General features: G+C 56.8%; 21 protein-coding genes and 2 tRNA genes. 7 read left to right on the forward strand and 16 right to left on the reverse strand.

What is annotated here, in order from left to right; all coding sequences use genetic code 11:
- The first annotated feature begins 35 nt into the window (after positions 1–35).
- The 3 genes from KVG95_RS07130 to KVG95_RS07140 are packed head-to-tail and all read left to right on the forward strand — an operon-like array spanning position 36 to position 1,663.
- Positions 36–257, forward strand: a complete 222-nt coding sequence (locus KVG95_RS07130; protein WP_123361089.1) for a tautomerase family protein — start codon at positions 36–38, stop codon at positions 255–257.
- Complete coding sequence (locus tag KVG95_RS07135; RefSeq protein ID WP_217855235.1) at positions 254–910, forward strand: DsbA family oxidoreductase; 657 nt, start codon at positions 254–256, stop codon at positions 908–910. Before KVG95_RS07130 ends, KVG95_RS07135 begins: the two co-directional genes overlap by 4 nt.
- A gap of 42 nt (positions 911–952) precedes the next feature.
- Entirely contained in the window at positions 953–1,663 is a 711-nt protein-coding gene (locus KVG95_RS07140) for an SDR family NAD(P)-dependent oxidoreductase (protein ID WP_217855237.1), read from the forward strand.
- A gap of 66 nt (positions 1,664–1,729) precedes the next feature.
- Here KVG95_RS07140 and KVG95_RS07145 read toward each other — a convergent pair whose 3' ends face one another.
- The 3 genes from KVG95_RS07145 to KVG95_RS07155 form a co-directional block, all read right to left on the reverse strand.
- A complete protein-coding gene (locus KVG95_RS07145) occupies positions 1,730–2,053 on the reverse strand; it encodes a hypothetical protein (protein ID WP_063341871.1) in 324 nt (107 codons plus the stop codon).
- A 145-nt stretch (positions 2,054–2,198) separates the two neighbouring features.
- Positions 2,199–2,735, reverse strand: a complete 537-nt coding sequence (locus tag KVG95_RS07150) for a hypothetical protein (RefSeq protein ID WP_225922944.1) — start codon at positions 2,733–2,735, stop codon at positions 2,199–2,201.
- 217 nt (positions 2,736–2,952) lie between these two features.
- Complete coding sequence (locus KVG95_RS07155) at positions 2,953–3,867, reverse strand: GntR family transcriptional regulator (protein WP_217855239.1); 915 nt, start codon at positions 3,865–3,867, stop codon at positions 2,953–2,955.
- A 154-nt stretch (positions 3,868–4,021) separates the two neighbouring features.
- Here KVG95_RS07155 and KVG95_RS07160 point away from each other — a divergent pair, with 154 nt between their 5' ends.
- Positions 4,022–4,756, forward strand: coding sequence for an aspartate/glutamate racemase family protein (locus tag KVG95_RS07160; protein ID WP_217855242.1), 735 nt, complete (start codon positions 4,022–4,024; stop codon positions 4,754–4,756).
- Positions 4,716–5,465: a hydroxypyruvate isomerase family protein gene (locus tag KVG95_RS07165; RefSeq protein ID WP_217855245.1), complete on the forward strand. Its 750-nt coding sequence runs from the start codon at positions 4,716–4,718 to the stop codon at positions 5,463–5,465. The genes KVG95_RS07160 and KVG95_RS07165 overlap by 41 nt, the downstream gene beginning before the upstream one ends.
- 86 nt (positions 5,466–5,551) lie before the next feature.
- On the opposite strand, the gene KVG95_RS07170 is transcribed toward KVG95_RS07165, so the two are convergent.
- From KVG95_RS07170 to KVG95_RS07195, 6 genes are all read right to left on the reverse strand, one after another.
- Positions 5,552–5,627, reverse strand: a tRNA-Thr gene (locus KVG95_RS07170).
- A gap of 673 nt (positions 5,628–6,300) precedes the next feature.
- Positions 6,301–7,530: a methyltransferase gene (locus tag KVG95_RS07175; RefSeq protein WP_217855247.1), complete on the reverse strand. Its 1,230-nt coding sequence runs from the start codon at positions 7,528–7,530 to the stop codon at positions 6,301–6,303.
- Positions 7,511–8,200: an ABC transporter permease gene (locus KVG95_RS07180; protein ID WP_123498398.1), complete on the reverse strand. Its 690-nt coding sequence runs from the start codon at positions 8,198–8,200 to the stop codon at positions 7,511–7,513. Before KVG95_RS07180 ends, KVG95_RS07175 begins: the two co-directional genes overlap by 20 nt.
- A complete protein-coding gene (locus tag KVG95_RS07185; RefSeq protein WP_008068748.1) occupies positions 8,197–8,892 on the reverse strand; it encodes an ABC transporter permease in 696 nt (231 codons plus the stop codon). The genes KVG95_RS07180 and KVG95_RS07185 overlap by 4 nt, the downstream gene beginning before the upstream one ends.
- A gap of 78 nt (positions 8,893–8,970) precedes the next feature.
- Positions 8,971–9,717 carry an ABC transporter substrate-binding protein gene (locus tag KVG95_RS07190; RefSeq protein ID WP_217855249.1) on the reverse strand — a complete coding sequence of 249 codons (747 nt, stop codon included), beginning with the start codon at positions 9,715–9,717 and terminating at the stop codon, positions 8,971–8,973.
- A gap of 13 nt (positions 9,718–9,730) precedes the next feature.
- The gene (locus tag KVG95_RS07195; RefSeq protein WP_052962829.1) at positions 9,731–10,504 is read right to left on the reverse strand and encodes an ABC transporter ATP-binding protein; all 774 of its coding nucleotides are present in this window, start codon (positions 10,502–10,504) and stop codon (positions 9,731–9,733) included.
- 563 nt (positions 10,505–11,067) lie between these two features.
- On the opposite strand from KVG95_RS07195, the gene gabP reads away from it, so the two are divergent.
- Positions 11,068–12,462: a GABA permease gene (gene gabP, locus KVG95_RS07200; protein ID WP_217855251.1), complete on the forward strand. Its 1,395-nt coding sequence runs from the start codon at positions 11,068–11,070 to the stop codon at positions 12,460–12,462.
- 76 nt (positions 12,463–12,538) lie between these two features.
- Here gabP and vapC read toward each other — a convergent pair whose 3' ends face one another.
- The 6 genes from vapC to KVG95_RS07230 form a co-directional block, all read right to left on the reverse strand.
- A complete protein-coding gene (gene vapC, locus KVG95_RS07205; RefSeq protein ID WP_217855253.1) occupies positions 12,539–12,946 on the reverse strand; it encodes a type II toxin-antitoxin system tRNA(fMet)-specific endonuclease VapC in 408 nt (135 codons plus the stop codon).
- Complete coding sequence (vapB, locus tag KVG95_RS07210; protein WP_038978541.1) at positions 12,946–13,176, reverse strand: type II toxin-antitoxin system VapB family antitoxin; 231 nt, start codon at positions 13,174–13,176, stop codon at positions 12,946–12,948. The genes vapC and vapB overlap by 1 nt, the downstream gene beginning before the upstream one ends.
- Before the next feature lie 180 nt (positions 13,177–13,356).
- Entirely contained in the window at positions 13,357–13,809 is a 453-nt protein-coding gene (locus KVG95_RS07215; RefSeq protein ID WP_217855255.1) for a hypothetical protein, read from the reverse strand.
- Positions 13,810–13,815: 6 nt separating this feature from the next.
- Positions 13,816–14,232, reverse strand: a complete 417-nt coding sequence (locus tag KVG95_RS07220; protein ID WP_217855257.1) for a hypothetical protein — start codon at positions 14,230–14,232, stop codon at positions 13,816–13,818.
- A gap of 37 nt (positions 14,233–14,269) precedes the next feature.
- Entirely contained in the window at positions 14,270–15,244 is a 975-nt protein-coding gene (locus KVG95_RS07225) for an alpha/beta hydrolase family protein (RefSeq protein WP_217855259.1), read from the reverse strand.
- A gap of 69 nt (positions 15,245–15,313) precedes the next feature.
- Entirely contained in the window at positions 15,314–16,372 is a 1,059-nt protein-coding gene (locus tag KVG95_RS07230) for a PDDEXK nuclease domain-containing protein (RefSeq protein ID WP_217855261.1), read from the reverse strand.
- Positions 16,373–16,633: 261 nt separating this feature from the next.
- Here KVG95_RS07230 and KVG95_RS07235 point away from each other — a divergent pair, with 261 nt between their 5' ends.
- On the forward strand, positions 16,634–17,083 hold the full coding sequence (locus KVG95_RS07235) for a carboxypeptidase regulatory-like domain-containing protein (protein ID WP_217855263.1): 450 nt from the start codon (positions 16,634–16,636) through the stop codon (positions 17,081–17,083).
- 84 nt (positions 17,084–17,167) lie between these two features.
- Here the strand turns inward: KVG95_RS07235 and KVG95_RS07240 are convergent.
- Positions 17,168–17,243 (reverse strand) — tRNA-Phe (locus KVG95_RS07240).
- Between the last annotated feature and the right edge of the window lie 94 nt (positions 17,244–17,337).

Below are 17,337 nucleotides of genomic sequence, written 5' to 3' on the forward strand. Positions count from 1 at the left end.
TCATTCCGATGAGAAGGTCACTGGAGATTTCCCCCATGCCTTTCGTAAGCGTACGCATCACCCGCGATGGCGTTACCTCAGAGCAGAAAGCTCAGGTGATCGCTGAAATCACTGAAACCCTGGAACGCGTCCTCAACAAGCGCCCGGACCTGACCCACATCGTGATCGAAGAAGTCGACACCGATAACTGGGGCTATGCCGGGATCACCACCACCCAGTACCGAAAACAACTCGCTGAGGAGCAGGGGCAGTCATGACCGCGTCCGTCACCATCGATTTCGTCTCCGACGTGGTGTGCCCATGGTGCGCCTTGGGCGCGACGGCGCTGGAGCAAGCGATCGAGAACGTGGCCGGTGAAGTCTCCGTCGAGCTGACCTTCAAGCCCTTTGAGTTAAACCCGGACATGCCAGCGGAAGGCGAGAACGCGGTCGAGCATTTGATGCGCAAGTACGGGCGCACCGCCGAGGAAGTCGCCGCCGGCAAAGCGATGCAGATCGCCCGCGGTGAAGCCATCGGGTTCAAGTTCGATCTGGAGAAGTGCAGCCATTTCTACAACACCTTTGATGCTCATCGTTTGTTGTTCTGGGCGTCGCAGAAAGGGCGGCAGATCGCACTCAAGCAAGCGTTGCTACGCGCTTACTTCGCCGCCGGCCAGAACCCGAGCGATCACCAGACGCTGGTGCGTCTGGCGGCTCAGGCGGGACTGGATGCAGAGCGTGCAGGCGAGGTGTTGGCGTCCGGAGCGTTTGCCAATGAGGTGCGTGAGCTTGAGGCGTTTTACCGCGAGCGCGGCATCAATTCGGTACCGGCCATGGTGCTTAACGGTCGTCACCTGGTGTCCGGGTCGCAATCGGTCGATTACTACGAACAGATGTTGAGGCAAATGGCGCAGGCCGCGGCCGAAGCGTGATTGATCACTTTTCAAACCATCATTTATTAGTCGAGGTTCATCATGAGCAATTCGAAAAAAGTCATCGTTATTACTGGCGCCTCCCAAGGTCTCGGCGCAGGCATGGTCAAGGCCTTCCGTGATCTCGATTACCGGGTAGTCGCCACTTCGCGTTCGATCCAGCCGTCCACCGACCCAGACATCCTCACCGTTGCCGGCGACATCGGCGACCCCGCGGTCGCACAGCGAGTCATCCGTGAAGCGATCGAACGTTTCGGCCGTATCGATACGCTGGTCAATAACGCCGGGATCTTCGTCGCCAAGCCGTTCACCGCCTACACCCACGAAGATTACGCAGCGGTGTTGTCGGTGAACCTGAATGGTTTCTTCTACATCACCCAACTCGCGATCACCGAGATGGAAAAACAGGGCAGCGGTCACGTCGTCAACATCACCACCAGCCTGGTGGACCATGCCATCGACGGTGTGCCGTCAGTATTGGCGTCGTTGACCAAGGGTGGCTTGAACGCTGCGACCAAATCTCTGGCCATCGAGTACGCCAAACGTGGGATTCGGGTGAACGCGGTTTCCCCGGGCATCATCAAGACGCCGATGCATGGTGAGGAAACTCACGAAGCCTTGGGGAATTTGCACCCGGTTGGGCATATGGGTGAGATCAGCGACATTGCGCAAGCTGTTGTTTATCTGGACAGTGCCAACTTTGTCACCGGCGAGATCTTGCATGTCGATGGTGGGCAGAGTGCGGGACACTAAGAGCGGTTCAGGAGTAGGGCGCTGTTCACAGCAAGGACGACGACCAGCGCTCTCATCCTTGAGTCATTAACCTCCGAACGGCGCTACCTTGATCGGTTCACCTTTCTTCGCGCATGACGGCGGATTGGTCATACCCAGTGTCAGCAGGTTGCCGCCGTTAATGATGCAGTTGAACTGCTGGTTATCGTTGGTTTTCAGCGCGACATAAGTATTCGTGCCTTCAGTACGACGGCTGACAATACTCAAGTCAGAAGGTGAATAGCCCAACGCACCGGCACTCTGAGATTTGATCTGCTCATCGGTTAGCGTGTTGGTACTGCTGGCGATGGAGTTGCAGCCGGCCAGGGTGAATAACAGCGCACCAGCCAGGGTTATTTTGTGGAGAGTCATGGGAGTGTTCCTTACTCGTTTGTGTTTCTTGTCGTGTGGTGCCACGTACTGACCGGAAATCACAACTGAGGAAAGCAGTGGCTTGTGAAGCGTAGCAGAGGGAAATCCGCTCATTGGTGGCTGAGAGACTTCTTGTGCTGACTGTTCAGGCCAATGTTGTCCGCGCCACTAAACCCACAATATTTTGTTCGGGGCGCGTCGTTGCGCACGTCGAGTCGGCAAGGTGAACGGTTGTCGGGAAGAACAGGGACACCAGGATTGTGCCCCCCATCAGAATCGGCAGTAGACCCATGATTGTGAAGTAATGACTTCTTCTGGCGTTGCCAAAGTCACGACGTACCAAGGGCCAAAAAGCCAGAAACAGAACGCTGAGAACGGCCAGCCAGGCTAAGCGCGGAATGAAGTCCCACCCGTCGTACCCGGACTCCCAGATCGCCCAGGCATAGGTGGCCAGAGAAGTTGTGCCGTAGAGGTAGATGCCGAGGGACTGTTTCAGGCCGATGAGAATGGCCGATAGCAGCAGGGCGGTGCCCATCATGGCGTAATAGGGGGATCCGCCAGCGGTAACTAAAACGCCCCCTCTATAGGCAAGTGCCAATCCAAGCAGGGCAACAAATAGGGTGTACACCCCGAACAGAAGGTTCGAGACTCCCGCTCCTCTAGCCAACGTCCTTTGGTTCATTGCGATCATCCCTGTGTGATTCGATGCGGTTTCGTCCGAGCGGCGCGCATAATTGCTCATTATTGTAATGAAATACAATGTCAGGCGATAAAATTAACCACCCCGTGCGGATGAATCGGTATTTTTGTATTTTGTATTGAGTAGAAACAATCGTGCTAAGCTGATTAGCGAGTTCTTGGACAGCGCTCTGACGAAGCTTCGATCAGTAAATAGGGTGTTAGTGGTGCGCTCTATTCCCATCATCTTTTGGCATGACGTCCTGCGAAGTCTTGAGTCGGCCCACTTCGTCCAGATGCCTCCAGAGAAATTGCGCGGCTTCTTCACGCCGATCAGACTCGATGAGGTCGAGCAAATGGATGTGTTCCTGGCATTGCGCCATAAGACGAGTGCGATCGACGTTGGCTTTGTAGCCCATGAAACGCCTGAGTTGATTTTGCTGGCGTATGGCATCAATGAAAAAGACATTTCCGGAGCACTGCACGATCAGTTCGTGAAACTGGGCGCCCACTTGGAACAGTTGAGCGCGGGACAAGGTGTGGATATCCCCATCGAGCATCGCCTGCTGTTGCTGCCTGGCCTTGGCAAATGCGGCGTGATTGATCTGATAACCGGGCTCAAGCAGGGCGGCCGGCTCGATGGCCATACGGAAGCGGTAGCTTTGGATGTGTGTCTGGGCGTTATGCACGAAGTCTTTAAGGCTCCATCCTTGCCCCGGCTTGCGCTCCACCATGGCTTCGCTGGCCAGCCTGTTCAATACCTTGAGCAATTGTCCGCGGGGCACTTCGTAACGGCGCAACAGCTGCGCTTCGAAAAAGTGGGCAGGTATTTCGCCGCCAAGAATGTCGTCGACTACGCGAAGGTAAAAGTCTTCGAAAGGATCACTGGCGAGAGGGAATGTTGCTTCCTGAATCTGCCCTGCGTCCTGCTTCAGAAAGTAGCCACGATTGGGCTCCTGAATGGCGAGATCCCACTCAGCGAGCAAGGCAAACACACGCCGAATAGGCGAGCGCGAAACACCCAGCGCTTGCGCGAACGTCTGCTCGCGCAACGGCTCACCGGCTTTCATCGACCGGGCGCGAACCAGGTCGATAACGCGTGGGGCCAACTGCAAGGCGAGGTCTTTCTTGATCACAGGCTCTATCTCGAATGGTTAGCTTCAGTCCGTTCCCGTCTGGGCAAATGCCCCCATCGGACTGGGGTTGGAAAATACCATACGAAGAGGATGTGGGTATCTGCACAAAGAGCGCTGGCGGACTTGTCGAATAACCTTGTCGAGGCACTTAAGGATGAAGGCTCCACGCATTTTTCTGGTCCACGCGACCGCACTGGCGATCGATCCCATCACGGTGGCCTTTGCCCGGCTATGGCCGGAGGCGCAGATCATCAATCTGCTCGAAGACTCGTTGTCCCGAGACCGAGTGGAGGAAGGCGGATTAACCACGAGTATGAAGGCCCGCTTTCTGACGCTTTCCCATTACGCAGTACAAAGCGCAGCGGACGCCATTCTTTTTACCTGCTCGGCTTTCGGCGATGCCATCGACTTATGCAAGCCTGACATTGCCATTCCAGTACTCAAGCCGAACGAAGCCATGATCAACCTGGCTCTAACGCAAGCATCGCGTGTTGCCGTGCTGGCGACATTCGAGCCAACCATCACCTCGATAATGGCCGAGTTCAAACAAGTGGCTGAGCGTAGTGGTCGAGCGTTGGAGGTGGTGCCCTATTTTGTCCCCGGCGCAATGCAGGCACTGAGCGAAGGGGACAAAGAAGATCACGATACTGCCATCGCGGATATGGCCAGTCAGGTCGGAGCCTGCGATCTGATTTGTTTCGCCCAGTTTTCGATGACGAGCGCCGCAGGGCAAGCACAGGCCTGCTCTGGTCTGCCTGTATTGACCACTCCCGATAGTGCAGTGCTGGAGCTGCGAAGGATGCTCCAGGCTGATGATTTCGTTTCTTCCCAGGATGGATGTTTACCCAATGCTCAAGTTCAATGCTCATCTCGGTTTCCAATTCAATGAGTTGCCTTTTCTACAACGCATCGAAGCTGCCGCAGCAGCTGGTTTTCGGGCGGTGGAATTCCCGTCGCCATACGAATTCGACGCAAGTCTCCTGGCCGACCACCTGGCTCAATACAGTCTGCCGCTGATTCAGTTCGCTGCACCGGCTGGCGTTACCAAAGGCATCGCTGCCTTGCAGGGCAAGGAAGAGGAATTTCGCAGTGGGTTGCTCCAGGCCGCCAGCTATGCAAAGGCGCTGGCGTGTTCGGATGTCCACATCATGTCTGGCGTTACGACGCAGGATGAGGCGGCGCTTATTTTCGGGGGTAACCTGGAGTATGCGGTCAAGTACTTCGAAGATCAGGGTTTGCGGCCGCTTATCGAAGTGATCAGTTCGCAGGCGATGCCGGGCTACTACATGTCTGACTTCAGCAAGGCGCAACAGGTGCTGGAGACCTTTCCAAGTGTTGGGCTGATTCTCGATCTTTACCATGCCCAGATTCTGACCGCAGATGCAGCAGATGTTCTGGACCGGTTTTATGACAGAACCGTCCATGTGCAGATTGCCGACTGCCCGGGTCGTCACGAACCGGGAACGGGGAGCATCGACTTTGCTGCCTTGTTCGCGGCGCTGGAGCAGCGTGGCTATCCAGGATGGATCGGTTGTGAATACCGTCCTTCCGGTTCTACCGTTGCGAGCCTTGACTGGATAAAGCAGCTAAATGCTTAGTGCTTGCGACGCGTGAACGGGTTTCGGATTTCACGTACGCTAGAAACAACAAAGCCCTCGCATTTCTGCGAGGGCTTCGTTTTGTATGGTGCCGGCACCAGGAGTCGAACCCGGGACCTACTGATTACAAGTCAGTTGCTCTACCAACTGAGCTATACCGGCGTGTTAGGGCGACGATTATAGCGATTGGGTTGGTTCTGTAAACCCCTGAATTCAGACTATTTTTATGCAGGCGTTTGATCTGGCGTGAACCAGCACGTTCTTGAGTTTCTGAAGGGTGCGCCAGGCTCGGCTGTTTTTCATCGTCCATAGCTGCGCTTCAGCGTGTCCGGCGCGTTACAGGGCAGCGGCGAGGTGGTTTTCGGTGTCGGGGATGGAGGTCTGAAGTTGTGGGCTTTGTGGAAATGGAAGTCCTCCAGGTTGCGCGGCGGGATGTCGAAGGCGGGTTTGAGTGCGCCGCAGGCGGATGTCTTCGAAATTCTGTGCATAAGAAATGAACGTCACGGTCGCATCCTGTCGGTCAGTTTTTTCTTGTTCATGACCGTATTGTCGGCGTTCTTGTGAACGTGTATTGCAGGGCGCAATTTTCCGCAATGGGTGTCCGGTATTCGGCGGTTATGTCGTTTTGATGAAATGCTTATGCACAATGGACTAGGGGCGACTACCTGTTCATTACGATTTTGTAGACTCGTTCTCATTTGTCCGCAAATGCCTGTTTTGCGGGTTTTTTATTTGTGTGAACAAAAAATGACCAGCAGTGTTTTGGGCGTAAAACAGCGTGGATATTGGATCCATGATAAATCTATCAACAGAGTTATCCACAGGCTGTGGCTGTTTAAGGGCGTTCTGCAAGGAGTAGGAAATTGCGCGGCGTGAGTGGAGTTTCACAGAAGGTGCCGAGGCGAACGGTATAACCCTGCTGAATGAGGAAAAGTGCCCGATCAAGTACCAGCCACAGTTCCAGCGGCCGTCGGAAAAGGCCTCGCAGCAGCTCCAGGTTGCGCACTTCGGCCAATCGCTGCCAACCGGCGGCTTCCAGTGTAGTCCAATCCGGCGCGCCGACTGTGGATAAGTCTTTGAGTGCAGCCAGATCGCGGCAGTAATCGGCGAAAGGTTTGTCCAGCCAGGCGCTGGGAAGGGAAGGGGTTGGCAGGTATTCATCGATGCCGCGCAGTTGTCGTTGCAGAAGGTCGAACGCCAAGCGCCGGGCCATGGAGGTGTCGCGCTGACGTCGAACGCGAGCGCCGGCGGTGACGGTTTCGTTCATCGGCAGCGCAAGATCATCGAGGGAAAGGTGTAGGTCGGAGCGCTCAGCTGCACAGGAAAGCGGCTGATAGGTGTTCAGACTGATCCGGTTGTAGCAGCAGGGTGCGATGGCCAGTTGTTTGCAACCGGCGGCGCTGGCGAGCTGGATCAGCCGTACATGCAGGTCGCCGCAGGCGTGCAATGCGACCGGCGTGTGATCGGCGTTCAATAAAGAGGCTGCGCCAAGCGCGAGTACATCCTGCTCGACATGCAGCGCATGCAATTGATGACGCTGGCTGAGTGCCTGGCCGCTGGCAACCAGTGCCGGATCGAACTCCAGGCACGTCAATTGTTGCCCGGTTTGCAGCAGGCGTCGCCCCAAATGGCCTTTGCCCGAGCACCAATCCAGCCAATGCTTCGGTGCCGAAGCGAACTCCAACCGACTGGCGAAGGCTTCGATCTGCTGCCACTTGCGCCCTGGCACATCCACATTCAAGCGATGGCCTGCCGCTTCAAGCGCACGTGTCGGCAACTTACCCACCGTGCTCAGCTCGGCAGACATCGCCGCCAATGAAGCAAACGGCTCCGGCGCATCAAGCAAACAAGGTTGGTTATGACTGCTTTCCGCATCCTCCAGCGACCGCCCGCGTAGCCAAAACGCCAACTCCGGGTAGGACGCTTCCCAAGGCAGTTGCAAATGGGTAAACGGTCGAGGTTTCCACAGCGCCTGATGCTCGATCAGAAAAGCATCCAGCGCGGTGAAACGGGCGAGCAGGGCCTCGCCCGTCAGCGCGCAGGAATCAACGCCCTTGGCAGGCATCGACGCGCAACCAGCGCTCCAGCAGCTTGAAGCCACGAACCAGCACGTAAGCCATCAGCAGATAGAACATGCCTGCTGCGAAGAAGATCTCCACCGGCAGGTAGGTGCGGGCAATGATGGTGCGGGCCATGCCGGTCAGTTCCAGCAAGGTCACGGTGCTGGCCAGGGCGCTGGCTTTGAGCATCAGGATCACTTCGTTACTGTAGGCCGGCAGGCCGATGCGCGCAGCACGCGGTAGCATAATGTAGAACAGCGCTTTGGCCCGGGACATGCCCAGCGCCCGCGCCGCTTCAATCTCGCCCGGCGGAATCGCCTGGATCGCGCCACGCAGGATCTCGGCGATATAGGCCGCGGTGTGTAGGGTCATGGTCGCGGTAGCGCACCAGAATGGACTGCGCAGATAGGGCCACATCGAACTGTTACGCACCGCGTCGAACTGCGCCAAGCCGTAATAGACCAGAAACAGCTGAACCAGCAACGGCGTACCACGGAAAAAGAAGATGTAGCCGTAGGGGAATGCCCGCACGTACCAGAGTCGCGACGAGCGAGCGATGCCCAGCGGAATCGCCAGCAGCAACCCGGCAATCACGGCGATAGCCACCAGTTCCAGAGTCAGTGTCGCGCCCTGAGCCAGTTTCGGCAGCCACTTGATGATGACTTCCCAGTTCATTGGGTGCTCCTCGCGAAGCCGCGAGCGGCGCGTCGTTCCATAAAGTGCATGCCGGTCATGGCCAGAATTGTCAGGCCCAGATACATGAAGGCGGCCACCATATAGAAGGTGAACGGTTGCTTGGATATGGTCACGCCGATTTGTGTGTGACGCATGATTTCTTCCAGGCCGATGACGGAGACCAGTGCGGTGTCTTTCATCAGGATCATGAACAGGTTGCCCAGGCCGGGAAGTGCGATGCGCCACATCTGCGGCATGATCAGCCGGGTAAAGATGCGGAATTTCGACAGGCCCAGGGCCACGCCGGCTTCACGGTGACCCTTTGGGATCGCCAGAATCGCACCGCGAAACACTTCCGTGGCGTAGGCGCCAAAGCACAGCCCCAGCGCAATCACGCCGGCGGCGAAGGCGTTGAGTTCGAGGTCGGGGTTGCCGAAGAACTCGCCCAGGGCACGCATCAGGTTGACCGTGCCGAAGTAGATCAACAGCACCCAAAGCAATTCCGGGATACCGCGAACCAGCGTCGAATAAGTGCCGCCAAGCCATTGCAGCGGCTTGTACGGGGAAGTCTTGGCCAAGGCGCCGAGCAGACCGAGCACCAGCCCCAGGCACAAGGCCGAGAGTGCCAGTTTCACAGTCATCAGCGCACCAGCGGCGAGCGCCGGGCCGAATCCGTAGAGGTCGATAATCATGGAATTCTTTTCAAATCGCGGCAGGCAACGCCAAGGACCGGCGCCGTCAGCGAACGGCGCCGGTCAGGCAGGTCAGAATCAATAGATGCTGAACGGGAAGTACTTGTCGTTGATCTTCTTGTAAGTGCCGTCTTCGACGATTTCCTTCAGGGCAAGGTTCAGCCTCGCGCGCAGGGTGTCGTCTTTACGCACGGCGATACCAATCTTGTCACTTTCTTCCACCGGGTCGCCCTTGAATTCGTAAGCACGGCCAGCGTCGCTTTTCAGCCACTCATAGTTGACGTATTTGTCGGCCAGGATGCCGTCCAGACGTCCGGAAGTCAGATCCAGATAAGCGTTTTCCTGGGTGTCATAGAGTTTGACCTCAACGCCGGGCATGTTGTCTTCCATCCAGGTGCCGGCGAGGGTCGCACGTTGTGCGCCGATCACTTTCCCCTGCAGGGAATCCTTGTCGGTTTTGAACTCTTTGTCTTTCGGCGCGATGAACTGCAGTTTGTTGGAGTAGTACGGTTCGGTGAAGTCCACCGCTTGCTTGCGTTCGTCAGTGATCGACATCGAGGAGATCAGGAAGTCGAACTTCTTGGCGTTCAGGGCCGGGATGATGCCGTCCCAGTCGGACGTGACCACGGTGCACTCGACTTTCATCTTGGCGCACAGGGCATCACCGATTTCTCTGTCGAAGCCGACGACATTGCCACTGGCATCTTTGTTGTTGAACGGCGGGTAGGCCGCTTCGATGCCCATCTTCAAGGTCTCGGCGGCGGCACCGGCGCTAAAGGCCAGGGTGACAGCAGCGGCCAGGAAGATTTTTTTGTAGTTCTGCATGCGGGTAGCTCCGTTAGCGGTTGCTGGACATGAATTGTTTGCAGCGCGCCGAAAGCGGGTTTTCGAACACCTGCTGCGGCGATCCTTGTTCTTCTACCAAGCCCTGGTGGAGGAACACCACTTCGCTGGACACCTGACGGGCGAAGCCCATTTCATGGGTCACGAGCAGCATGGTGCGGCCTTCTTCGGCCAATGCGCGGATGACATTAAGTACTTCCTGGACCATTTCCGGGTCAAGGGCGGAGGTGGGTTCGTCGAACAGAATGACCTTGGGCTGCATCGCCAGGGTGCGGGCGATGGCCGCGCGTTGCTGCTGGCCGCCGGAGAGTTGCGCCGGGTAGGCATGACGCTTGTCAGCGATGCCGACCTTGGCCAGCAAGGCTTCGGCGACTTCAATGGCGTCGCGTTTGCTTTGGCCGAGCACGCGGCGCGGGGCCTCGATGATGTTGTCGAGCACGCTCATGTGCGGCCAGAGATTAAAGTTTTGAAATACAAAACCGATCTCGCTGCGCAGGCGATTGATCTGCTTGCCGTCGGCAGCGACCAGTTCGCCGTTCTTGGCGGCTTTGAGCTTGAGTTCTTCGCCGGCCACCAGGATCTGGCCCTGATGCGGGTTTTCCAGCAGGTTGATGCAACGCAGGAACGTGGACTTGCCGGAACCGGAGGAACCCAGGATCGAGATCACGTCGCCGTCGCGGGCGGTCAGCGAGATGCCTTTGAGCACCTCAAGCTGTCCGTAGCGTTTGTGCAAGTTGCGGATTTCAAGCGCGGGCGTGGCCTCAGCCATGTGCGTTCCTCATAGTGTTTTCGCTCCTGCTGTTGGCGGCCTTCCTGGCGAGGCGGCCAAGCTAGCATAGCGTTCGAATGGCAGCCAACAGCGCTACGGACGGTAAACGGGTGGCATGTGGCAGGTTGTCGCATCGGCGCAGCAGACTGTCGCGCTGCTATCAACCGAACAGCCGTTTGAACCCTGCCTTTGAATAAAGAGACGGGGCGGCTGTTCCAAAAAAAGGCGCGATGTTGCCAGCTTTGGCGGGGTGTTGGAAGCGCTAACCGGACAAACGTTCCTGATCTGCACTTTTATTGTGCATGCCCGAATTTTTTGGTGTGTTTCCGGTGCGCTGATTCGTTCTTGAAGTGGGTGGCAGGGTAACGCTCTGGCGAAATGCCATTAATCTCAATGACTTGCGATGATTGCTCGATTCAAGCGCAGGCCCCGTATAGCGGGCTTATGAAACATTTTGGCGCAATTATTGCGTGCAGAATAAGAAACGCCCTGTTGGATTCTTTTTACGAGAAGGAATGTCAGACCGGGCCGACGTCATCGCTTTACTTGCAAAGGTAGTCTTAATGAGTAGTAGCCAAAGCTCCTCCAATGGCCTCGAGCAGGGGCTAAAACCGCGTCATGTGACCATGCTGTCGATCGCCGGGGTTATTGGCGCCGGGCTGTTCGTCGGCTCCGGCCACGCCATCGCTGCTGCCGGCCCGGCTGTACTGTTGGCCTACGCGGCCGCCGGTGCTCTGGTGGTTCTGGTCATGCGAATGCTCGGTGAGATGGCCGTTGCATCGCCAGATACAGGCTCCTTCTCCACGTACGCCGATCGCGCGATCGGTCATTGGGCCGGTTTCACCATCGGCTGGCTCTACTGGTGGTTCTGGGTGTTGGTCATCCCGCTGGAGGCTAACGCTGCCGCGACCATTCTGCATGCCTGGTTCCCGAATGTGGCGATCTGGGCCTTCACGCTGGTTATCACGTTGCTGCTAACGGTGACCAACCTGTTCAGTGTGAAGAACTATGGTGAGTTCGAGTTCTGGTTCGCCCTGGTCAAAGTCGTGGCGATCATCGGCTTTATCGGTCTTGGCATTCTGGCAATCTTCGGCTTCCTGCCTACCAGTCAGGTCAGCGGCGTGTCGCACCTGTTTGACACTCAAGGCTTCCTGCCAAACGGCATGGGCGCGGTGCTGGGTGCCATCCTGACCACCATGTTTTCCTTCATGGGCACCGAGATCGTGACCATCGCGGCCGCGGAGTCGAAGAACCCTGGCCAGCAGATTTCCAAGGCTACCAACTCGGTCATTTGGCGGATTGGCTTGTTCTACCTTGTATCCATCTTCATCGTTGTGGCCTTAGTGCCATGGAACGACCCGATCCTGGCCAGCGTCGGTTCCTACCAGACCGTGCTGGAGCGCATGGGTATCCCGAATGCCAAGCTGATCGTCGATATCGTGGTTCTGGTTGCGGTAACCAGCTGCCTGAACTCGGCGCTGTACACCGCCTCGCGCATGATGTTCTCTCTGGGCAAACGCGGTGATGCGCCTGCCGTTTCCCAGCGCACCAACAAGAGCGGCACGCCGTACTGGGCCGTCATGTTGTCCACCGGTGCTGCGTTCATCGCGGTTTTCGCCAACTACGTGGCCCCGGCCGCTGTATTTGAATTCCTGCTGGCCAGCTCTGGCGCCATCGCGTTGCTGGTGTACCTGGTGATCGCGATTTCGCAACTGCGTATGCGCAAGCAGCGTATGGCTCGCGGTGAAAAAATCGCCTTCAGCATGTGGCTGTTCCCGGGCCTGACCTACGCGGTGATCATATTCATCGTTGCGGCCCTGACCATCATGCTGTTCCAGGAAGCCCACCGCGTGGAGATCCTCGCGACCGGCCTGTTGAGCTTGTTGGTAGTGGCTGCCGGGTTGTTTGTGGCTCGTCGTCGCAAGCTGCAGAAAGTGGGCGCGGTGGTGCTGAACTGATTCGTACCGCGTAATGCAAAACGGCCGCTGTCAGTGATGACAAGCGGCCGTTTTTGTTTTGTCTGTTGTGCTCGATTCAAGCGGGGTGCACCCAGTCTTCAACTCGTAAACCGGATACACGCTCAAATTCCCGTAGATTATTCGTCACGATGGTGAACCCTCGTGAGCGTGCGTGGCCGGCAATCATGTGGTCATAAGGGCCTATTGGTGTCCCTGCTTTAGCCAATTCCGAGCGAATCATTCCGGTGTGTGCTGCTGCTTCATAGTCAAAAGGCAAGATCTCAAGACGGGCAACAAAGCCCTCGATGACAGCGAGGTTTTTTTCCGGTGCAGCAGATTTTTCTGCACCGTAAATCAACTCCATCAAGGTGACAGCGCTTATGCATAGCTGGCCGTGATGACGATTGAAGGCTTCGCGTACAATCTGTGGCTTGTTCTTGATGGTGAAGATGCAGATGTTGGTATCGAGCATGAATTTGATCATTAAAACGACTCACGCTCCTGATCGGTTGGTTGCTCACGGTCAGCCATAAAGTCTGCGCTCACGCCTTCGCCGTCGAACCAGCTATCCCAGGCTTCTCCTGCCGGGGTGATGAGGCGAGTCCTGCCGATAGCGATAACATCGACACGCTTCACATCACTGGGCATTGCGACAGCTTTGGGCAGGCGGACGGCCTGGCTTCGATTGCTCATAAAAAGGGTGGTTTGTTCCATGGCAGGCCTCCTGCGCTTTGCTAACGCTTGAAGTCAGAAGGATAGAATTTTGTTGGGATATGTCAATGGGATATACGCGATGACTGATGAAAGGTTGTGATAGTCACGACAGTTTCAATGGTTACAAAAAACGGCTGCTGTCAGAGATGACAAGCAGCCGTTTTTACTTCCAGAGTGGCCTTACTTAGCCTTTTCCACCGGCAAGTCCAGCGACTGACGATAGCTGTCCAGCGCATCGCCAAAGTCAGTGATGAATTGCGGGTCGGTCAGCCAGGCCTGGGCGGCGTCGCGGTCCATGCCATCGGCCCACATGCGGTAGTCGATCAGCATGTCGGCGGCCAGGTGCGTGGCGGCCATGGCTTCGTTGTCGGCGTTTTCCATGTCCAGCAATTCTGGATGGTCGCTGATGATTTCGGCGAGGTTCGACAGCAGGGTCAGCAGCATGTCGTTGCGGCTGGTAGCCTCGGCGTCGCGCATTTTGCTGAACATCGCCAGGGTGTATTCCGGGATTGGCTCGCCGATTTCCCCCAGATCATCGTCCAGTGCGGCGGGTTTTCTGCCGTGAATATTGATTTGCTTGGCTTTGATCTTGGCGCGTTTGGCGCGTTTCTGTTGCTTGTTCAGGGATGCCATGGGAACTCAGTTTGGTTTCTGTTGGGTTTGGGCCGCGATGGCGTCGGACGCCGCCACGTAGTCAGCCTGGAAGGCCGGGGATTCGATCCACGCCAGAGCGCCGGCTTCGTCGGTCTCGGTGGACCATTGGCGGTATTCGATCAGTGCCGCGAGGATGAAGTCCATTGCGCCTTCTTCGCCTTCCTGCTCGTACACCAGTTCCAGCAGCGGGTCTTCGAGGAAGGCTGCGCACATCGCTTGCTGACTGATTTTTTCAGCATCGATCATTTTCTTGAACAGTTCAGTCAGGTCTACCGATTCGAAGTCGATGCGATCGTCGTTCGGGTCCAGCTCGACCGGCGCGGCAGCCCGCTGGGTGCGGTTTTGCTTGGCCTTGGCTTTGGCGCGGGAGGCGCGTTTGTTCTGCTTGTTGGCGGAGGCCATGGGCGTCGTTCCGTAATTCATTGAGGGGGCGCATCCATCAACTGCGTGGCACTCGCCGCCCGGGTGTATCGGGGGCCAGCTCGCCGGTCTGCAGCCAGGACAATGCAATGGGCCATAGTGTGGCTTGGTATGCGCTGCGAAAAAAGGCGAAATGTCCGACTTCTTCTTCGCCGATGTCTTCAGGGGTGATTCGAAGGTGGGTGTTTGTACTGCCAGTGAAGTAGTCGAGCAGGCGTTCGATGGCCGGAGTCGTGCCGTAGGGATCATCGCTGAGGCTGATCGCCAAGGTCTGGGCGGTGACATTGGCGAAGGGAAGCTGACCGTTTTTGGCGTAGATGACACGGCCGCTGGGGCGTTTCTCGTATCGGGCGGTGAGCATGCTCCAGTCGCGGACTACACCGGCCGGGGTGTCTTCGAGCCAGCCGAGGCGTTTGCCGGGAAAATAGCCGCAAAGCATGGTCATCAGTGGCATCACCACATGCCACTTGCCAAACATTCGCCAGCGATGAGCAGGGGCGTAGTCGCGCCAGTAAGCGAACTGCGCACCCACCGTCACCAGGCGTCGGATCACATGCCCGGAGGCTCCCAGCCCGGCCGCGCAACCGCCAAAGCTGTGGCCGACGACATTGATGGGTTGTTCCGCAAACTTGCGTTGCGCCCTTTGCAGCATCGCCTCGAAATCCAGCGCGCCCCAGTCGGACCATGAGGCCTCAAGCCCCTTCAGCGACGCGGGGCGCGACTCGCCGATGCCGCGGTAGTCATAGGTGATTACGTCGAAGCCGTTGGTGAACAGGTAATCGGCGAAGCGCGAGTAGTGTCGGCAACGAACTGAAGTAGCGGCGTTGATGATCACCACAGGACGGGTTGGGTCTTGATTCGCATGCCGCCAGGTGAAGCCGCCAAGGATGAAGCCATCGGCGGCGGGCTCGTTGAAAGATTCACCAGGTGTGCCGGTGGGTAACGGCAATTCAAGTTGCGTCGGGGCCAGTGAGGGCATGTCCTGCAAATTCATCGGCGTTGAACCTTTGCGGTTAGCCAACCACCATAGTCTTCGCGCTGTTTATGAACAATCCACCGGTGCTTATCGGAGCCTTTGCTTGAGTAACCGTTCCTCAAGCACCGCCCATTCCCGATCCAGTTCTACGCGAAGTTCCTCCTCGCTCGGCAGCACCAGTCTGTAGGTGCTGGCGAACAGTTGTTCGTTGCCTTGCAGCACTGAATAGCGCACCACCGATTCATCTTTTTGCGCGCAGAGAATGAGGCCGACGGTGGGGCCATCTTCCGGGCCGCGCTTGAGGTCGTCGTACATGCGCACGTACATGTCCATCTGGCCGACATCCTGGTGGGTCAGTACGCCGCGCTTGAGGTCGAAGATGACGAAGCACTTGAGCAGGTAGTTGTAGAACACCAGGTCGATGTAGAAGTCTTTGCTCTCGGTACTGATGCGTTGCTGGCGAGCGATGAAGGCGAAGCCTTTGCCCAATTCGAGCAGGAAGCCCTGGAGTTGATTGATCAATGCTTGTTCACGTTCGCTTTCCTGGATCAAGCCCGCATTGGGCAGGCCGAGAAATTCCAATAGGACTGGGTCGCGGATGAAATCCCGAGGGCTGGCGTTCATTTGCTGGATATTGGTGGCGGCTTCCTGTTTGACGGCAGCCCGGTCGCGGCTCGCCAGCAAGCGTTCGTAATAGAGGGTATTGATCTGGCGCTCGAGGGCGCGACTTGACCAGTTCTGCAGAGCAGATTCGTTCATGTACCAGTGGCGAGCGTTGTCGTTGTCGACTCGTAGCAGTCTGCGGTAGTGGGTCCAGCTCAATTCGGAACGCACTGCGTTCCAAATTGGAAAGGTCTGATAAAAGTCCCGCATGTATCGCAGGTTGCGTTCGTCAAAACCTTTCCCAAACTCTGACGTCAGTACTTTCGCCAGCGTCGATAGCAACTGTTTGCCATACACCGCCCGCCGAGCGCCTTCCTGCTCGAACTCCACAATATGCCGCCCGATCTGCCAACAGGTTTGCACCTGAACGGTATCGACCGCTCGCAGCACTTTCTGGCGCGCTTCCTTGATCAATTCGCCAAGACTGCCGAGCAGTGAAGTGATCTGTGGATCTTGAGTGTTACCGTGTTTGAGGGAGCTCATGACATTTTCCGCGGCTAAGGAAACAGGCGGAAGAGGATGGCAAGAGAGTGATAGTCCGCGATGCCGGGCGTTGCTGGTAAGTCGGAAGGAAAGGCGAATTTGCTTTGCAGGACCGGGCCGACGGCAGCCCATGCATGAGGAGCACATCACGTAGTCCGATTCGCAGTGAGCCCAAGTGCTAATCGATCTAAAACTTGAACATTCAGCAACAAATCTAAAAAGCGTAACGATTGGGTTCTGCGTAACCCGGGAGTCGCCATCATGAAGAAAATCCATTCATTCATGCTGCCCATCGCCGCCGTCGGCGTACTGATGTTTCCAGTCGTGCTTAACGCCGCCAGTCTTGAACCGATCGACAGCACAGGCGTGCAAGTCCAGCAGCAACAGCAAAACGGGATTACTTACCTGTCCGGGGGGATCGGAGAGGATGAGGCTCGAGCCATTCAACAAGCGCAGGGCTACAACCTGCACATGACTTTCTCCATCGGGGCGGAGGGCAAATATGTTCCGGATGTGAATCTGGTCATTCAGAAAGACCCGGGGCAACCCGTGCTGACGCTGAGCGAAGCCGGCCCGTTGGTTTATGTTCAGCTGCCACCTGGCAAGTACACCGTCGTCGCGACACGCAATGGTGAGGAACGGCGTGATACGGCGGATGTAGGAAGTGGCGCCGCTCGCAATCTTGTCTTCCACTGGAATACTGAAAACTAGCCCAAGAGAGACGCTTGCACGATGCCTGATCAAATCGCGGGCATAAAAAAACCCTGAATCTTGCGATTCAGGGTTTTCGGTATTTGGTGCCCAGAGACGGAATCGAACCGCCGACACGGGGATTTTCAATCCCCTGCTCTACCGACTGAGCTATCTGGGCAACGGGGCGCATTAAACTGGTTTTTCAGGGGGTCGTCAAGAAAGTTTTCAAAAAAATTTTAATTATTACCGTCGCTTACGATCCGCCCCCCGAA

The sequence above is a fragment of the Pseudomonas farris genome (genome assembly GCF_019145235.1).
GTDB lineage: Bacteria > Pseudomonadota > Gammaproteobacteria > Pseudomonadales > Pseudomonadaceae > Aquipseudomonas > Aquipseudomonas farris.

Excerpts from the sequence above, each read along its gene's own strand:
- KVG95_RS07150 (WP_225922944.1), bottom strand. The coding sequence starts at position 2,735 with ATGAACCAAAGGACGTTGGCTAGAGGAGCGGGAGTCTCGAACCTTCTG.
- KVG95_RS07135 (WP_217855235.1), top strand. The coding sequence starts at position 254 with ATGACCGCGTCCGTCACCATCGATTTCGTCTCCGACGTGGTGTGCCCA.
- KVG95_RS07165 (WP_217855245.1), top strand. The coding sequence starts at position 4,716 with ATGCTCAAGTTCAATGCTCATCTCGGTTTCCAATTCAATGAGTTGCCT.
- KVG95_RS07235 (WP_217855263.1), top strand. The coding sequence starts at position 16,634 with ATGAAGAAAATCCATTCATTCATGCTGCCCATCGCCGCCGTCGGCGTA.
- KVG95_RS07220 (WP_217855257.1), bottom strand. The coding sequence starts at position 14,232 with ATGGCCTCCGCCAACAAGCAGAACAAACGCGCCTCCCGCGCCAAAGCC.
- KVG95_RS07215 (WP_217855255.1), bottom strand. The coding sequence starts at position 13,809 with ATGGCATCCCTGAACAAGCAACAGAAACGCGCCAAACGCGCCAAGATC.
- vapB (WP_038978541.1), bottom strand. The coding sequence starts at position 13,176 with ATGGAACAAACCACCCTTTTTATGAGCAATCGAAGCCAGGCCGTCCGC.
- KVG95_RS07130 (WP_123361089.1), top strand. The coding sequence starts at position 36 with ATGCCTTTCGTAAGCGTACGCATCACCCGCGATGGCGTTACCTCAGAG.
- KVG95_RS07230 (WP_217855261.1), bottom strand. The coding sequence starts at position 16,372 with ATGAGCTCCCTCAAACACGGTAACACTCAAGATCCACAGATCACTTCA.
- KVG95_RS07175 (WP_217855247.1), bottom strand. The coding sequence starts at position 7,530 with ATGCCTGCCAAGGGCGTTGATTCCTGCGCGCTGACGGGCGAGGCCCTG.
- vapC (WP_217855253.1), bottom strand. The coding sequence starts at position 12,946 with ATGATCAAATTCATGCTCGATACCAACATCTGCATCTTCACCATCAAG.
- KVG95_RS07195 (WP_052962829.1), bottom strand. The coding sequence starts at position 10,504 with ATGGCTGAGGCCACGCCCGCGCTTGAAATCCGCAACTTGCACAAACGC.
- KVG95_RS07140 (WP_217855237.1), top strand. The coding sequence starts at position 953 with ATGAGCAATTCGAAAAAAGTCATCGTTATTACTGGCGCCTCCCAAGGT.
- KVG95_RS07160 (WP_217855242.1), top strand. The coding sequence starts at position 4,022 with ATGAAGGCTCCACGCATTTTTCTGGTCCACGCGACCGCACTGGCGATC.
- KVG95_RS07180 (WP_123498398.1), bottom strand. The coding sequence starts at position 8,200 with ATGAACTGGGAAGTCATCATCAAGTGGCTGCCGAAACTGGCTCAGGGC.
- KVG95_RS07185 (WP_008068748.1), bottom strand. The coding sequence starts at position 8,892 with ATGATTATCGACCTCTACGGATTCGGCCCGGCGCTCGCCGCTGGTGCG.
- KVG95_RS07225 (WP_217855259.1), bottom strand. The coding sequence starts at position 15,244 with ATGAATTTGCAGGACATGCCCTCACTGGCCCCGACGCAACTTGAATTG.
- gabP (WP_217855251.1), top strand. The coding sequence starts at position 11,068 with ATGAGTAGTAGCCAAAGCTCCTCCAATGGCCTCGAGCAGGGGCTAAAA.
- KVG95_RS07190 (WP_217855249.1), bottom strand. The coding sequence starts at position 9,717 with ATGCAGAACTACAAAAAAATCTTCCTGGCCGCTGCTGTCACCCTGGCC.
- KVG95_RS07145 (WP_063341871.1), bottom strand. The coding sequence starts at position 2,053 with ATGACTCTCCACAAAATAACCCTGGCTGGTGCGCTGTTATTCACCCTG.